The sequence below is a fragment of the Bradyrhizobium sp. UFLA05-109 genome, from assembly GCF_054185165.1.
In genome coordinates this window covers 1-4,017 of sequence record NZ_JBBIAR010000146.1, presented here as the reverse complement: position 1 = coordinate 4,017, position 4,017 = coordinate 1, and the positions used below count along the sequence as shown (strand labels likewise).

The 4,017-nt window shown below is 60.1% G+C and carries 3 protein-coding genes; 2 read left to right on the top strand and 1 reads right to left on the bottom strand.

Translation table 11 applies throughout. The annotated features are described in order from the left end of the window. Both Q3C01_RS44665 and Q3C01_RS44660 read left to right on the top strand, forming a co-directional pair. A partial coding sequence (locus tag Q3C01_RS44665) for an NAD(P)-dependent oxidoreductase (protein ID WP_458151710.1) occupies nt 1-972 on the top strand: 972 nt, incomplete at its 5' end. 676 nt (nt 973-1,648) lie between these two features. Continuing rightward, on the top strand, nt 1,649-1,897 hold the full coding sequence (locus Q3C01_RS44660; RefSeq protein ID WP_458151708.1) for a hypothetical protein: 249 nt from the start codon (nt 1,649-1,651) through the stop codon (nt 1,895-1,897). 562 nt (nt 1,898-2,459) lie between these two features. Here Q3C01_RS44660 and Q3C01_RS44655 read toward each other — a convergent pair. Beyond that, on the bottom strand, nt 2,460-2,828 hold the full coding sequence (locus Q3C01_RS44655; protein ID WP_458151706.1) for a hypothetical protein: 369 nt from the start codon (nt 2,826-2,828) through the stop codon (nt 2,460-2,462). Nucleotides 2,829-4,017: the final 1,189 nt, after the last annotated feature.

Sequence of the window (4,017 nt, the reverse complement as noted above, 5' to 3'; positions counted from 1 at the left end):
GCCCTTGCTGCGCCGCGCCGGGGTTATGACGGAGGTTCCATGAAAGCCGTTCTACCCGGCACGGCCCGCGGCCTGCTCGAAAAGCATCTCCCACGTGGCATCGAGGTCGACTGGTACGACGACGACACGGCGTCCTTCGACCCTATCTTGGAGGCTGAGATCGCGTGGATTGATAAGCAGCAGACCAGGCTGCTCGCCGAGTTGGGCCGTGCTCGACGACTTCGCTGGCTGTTCACACTCGGCGCCGGGATCGAGCACCTTGACTCTGGTCTATTGCGCGAGAGGGGAATAGTCCTGACCAACGGCTCGGGGATTGTCTCCGCGGCTGTGGCCGACTATGCCGTCATGGGTGTTCTGGTTTCCGCCAAGAGATACGACCGTGTGGTGCGTCTCGCCGACCGCCGTGAATGGACATCTTGCGCGCCTGGGCAGATGGAGCTCGATGGCTCGCGTGCCCTGGTTGTTGGTATGGGCGCCATAGGCCGCCGCATTGCCACGCGGTTGGCGGCATTTGGCGTCGTGGTGGAGGGTGGGACGCGCTCCGGAAGTAACGGCACCCTGGGTCCGGATGAATGGCGCGCCCGCCTAGGCGACTTCGACTGGGTGGTGCTGGCTGCGCCCACAACTGCCGAAAGTCGGGCCATGATTGGTGAGAAAGAACTTTCCAGCATGAAGCCCAGCGCCTGGCTAGTAAACGTTGGTCGTGGCGCACTGGTAGATCAAAGTGCCCTGCTTGCCGCCTTGAGCGAGCGGCGCATTGGCGGGGCTTTTCTCGATACGGTGTCTCCAGAGCCTCTCCCGCCTGAGCATCCGCTCTGGGGGTTGGACAACTGCCTGATTACTATGCATCTCTCCGGCCGTAGCCAGACGAGTGTGCCTACCCGTGCTGTAGACCTTTTCCTCACGAATCTCGAGGCGTTCCTAGCCGGACGCCCCATGCACAACGTTGTTGATCTCGACAGCGGATATTGAGCCCGTATCTGCAGTTTTAGCCGAACGTGCCATCTGTCGTTCCCTGGTGTGCGGACCGGCGCGATGTGGGATCGGGCGACAAGCACAATCAGGCCGGGATCGGGCCGGCGCGGCGCCAAGTGCAATCAGAAAGATCACAACCCTGCGAAGCCGAACCGTCAACGCCGCTATGCATCTATCTCTAAGCGAAGATGTCCGCATCCCATTTTCGGAGATCGGAAGGACCAAATTTCAATCTGATATGATCGTTTGGAATACTATACGGCGCCAATGTGCCGCAGGACATTCAGACCGGAGGCTTGGAAACGATGAAGCGATGCGGACGTCGCAGCCGTGGCGAATTTCGCCCGCGGTCAGTCCCCTTGAAGTCAGTCGACAGAGATGAAGCTGATCTTCGCCCTCTCAAATAGGCTTATGCGCGCGGGCCAAGAATTAAAGCGAGGGCAAGCTTCCAACCTGACAGCTGGATTCGAGACCAAGTTCATGCATTTCCCCTTGAAGCTTTTGACAAGATCGGTAGTCGGGGTGAAGAGGAACCGGTTGATGGCGCCAATTTTCCTCGCCACTTTGGGGCAGGCCGGACGCCGAAGGGTCTCGTGCTCAAGGAATCATTCGAAAGGAGCAGAAAATCACTGTGGCTTTCAAGCATACACGGGTCTCGACCGAGTTCGGGGGAGTGAGGCGGATTTCCGTCGAAGCCCTTCGGCCGGGGACGCCGGGGCTGACGCATCTGCTCTACGACACGGACGTGCTGCGCAAGACCGCTTACACCGGAAGGACCGGCCCCAGTGGATGTTCCTTCGACCTCAGACGAGACCTGACAACAGTCCATCTCGCCATCGCATACCAGTTCGCTCAACAACGCAACGCACGCAGCGATTATGCGATTGCAGGTGCTATCGAGTTCTGCCGCTGGCTTGGTTAGCGGGAGTCCAATGCACGGTCTACCCGAGATGCCATCGCCTGGCACGGCAACATTCACCGCAAATCCGTTCCACAAGTAGGCTGCGAAATCGGTCTCGTTTCTGATCTCCGTTCCATTCAGGTCGAAATGACCAATCAGGCCGGTGCACGATAGGAGAAGCAATGTACTCCGCTCTTGGACGAGGCATCTCAATCCCGGTGCCTCTTGAATCTTCCCGGCCACAAAGTCCCAAATTTCGTGCACCCCATCGCAATCGCCGTTACCTTGTCGACTGATGCTCATGCCTATCCGCTTCTTTGATTGATTTCCTGATTAGCCCGTCGTTAATAGATTCTAGAATTATAGTCTATAATTGCGACATAACGGTGAAAGCGATAGGTAATGTCTGGACCACTTGCGAGGCGCCCACTGCATTCCCGTTAAGCCGAAGCCTGGACGTGAGGGAGCATGATTTCGTTCTCAGCCTATCTGAAAAGCGGCATCTAGGAGGCGAGCCAACCAATTTGGAATGCGCGCTTGGCTGGACGGCCGCGCTTTTAATGGGTAGCGCCGAACATACCGACTATTTCGGCCGCGGCAGCAGTGGTCGCGACGAGAAGTACGAAGAATTCGAGGTTGCTGTGCCCTTGACCGGGCGCTGATCCTGTCCGAGTGGCTGCGTCAGGTTGGCGGTCAGGCCGGGCTCGGCGATCTTCCATTCACCGAGGACGAACTGTGCCCGCCCGACGCCTTTGAGGGTTTGATGCCGGGCAGAAGATCTGATGGCACGCTGGGAGACAAGCGACACATCGATCCAGTCGCGGTTGTGAGGCCGCTGAGCCCTCGGAACACATGCTGCGCTTCTGGTCCGCTCGTCTTGGTGGGCGGACGACGCCGCCGAAGTCGGCCGGATGTTCGATTTGCAGGTCAGGCTGGGGAACGTGGAGCGCATCGATTCGTTTCTCGCCGAGCTGTCCCCGGAAGGCCACCACGTCGTTCTGGATCATGCAGTTATCTTGCTGCCGCGCTTCTTCCGGCCCCGCGTGCAACGGACCTGCCGGTCCGGTTTGTACCCCACCAAGCGGGAGCAGGTCGGCACCTGGATTCGGCCTGCACCTGGTGAAGCCGCGCTTCGTCGTCGATCTCCTGACGGAGACAAGTCGGATCGATGCAGGGCTCGCGGCGCGCACCTTGAGCACCTGGTGGCCTGCCCGAAGACATCCAAGCCGAACGACGTGCTGGTCCCCGCTGCTCTCGCGATTGCCAAGCCGATGGAGAGCAGGACTTGGCCGGGTGGAGGGACGCGCTCCGCGCGCGCCGGCTGTCGACTACCTGCGCAGCCGCGTCGCCCTGCCGCTGGAGGCGCCGCGGGACTGGACTAGGACCGACACACTCAAATGCAAAATGTGACCGTTGCCGTGGACTGGGCGCGTTCCTAACTGCGCCGGATCAACAGCACTGGCGCCTGAAGGTGGTCCAAGATCGGAGGATCCATGTCGAGCAAAGCGTGCGAAGCGCGGTGTGCGACCTTGACCTGACGGCCAAACCAAAAGGCGCCGCAGCCCCACACCATGGTAGCCAACAAGAAGCAGGCCAGCTATGAACGGCGGCCTACGACCGCCGGCAGGATCTGGAGCGTGCGTCGGCGCGGGGTGGATAGTGTTGGCTTTGCATCGCATGGAATAGCCGAAAAGCGCCGATATGCGGTCGTCGTGCACTTTCACGCGCCGCGTGAGCGAGGCATCGTCCGCCGGCAGGTACGAGATCATCGAGGCTGACGCAGGATGGCAAATCTCCTACCGTTCAAAGGTTGGATGACCACCAATTCCGGCGCGCGGCTTGGCTTTTCCGCCCGGCGTTCGCGCTTCTTCTCGGAAAGCTCCGTCGAAACCCAATGTGTCCGGTGTGACGCCTCGGTCGCAGTCCGCTTCGGCTGAAGCGCAACCTCTGGCGCCGCGGCGTACGCGCGAGACATGCCGTCTAGCTCGCAAACAATCCTCTCGCCCAAAGACTTCACCGTCATTCGAGCTAACGAAGCCCCGTCACTATCCCCGCCCTACCGGGCGCAGTACGAGACTGCGAAGGAAGGGCAAGTCGCGAAATCCTACTATCAACGCGCTGCTTCGCGGTATACCCGAAGC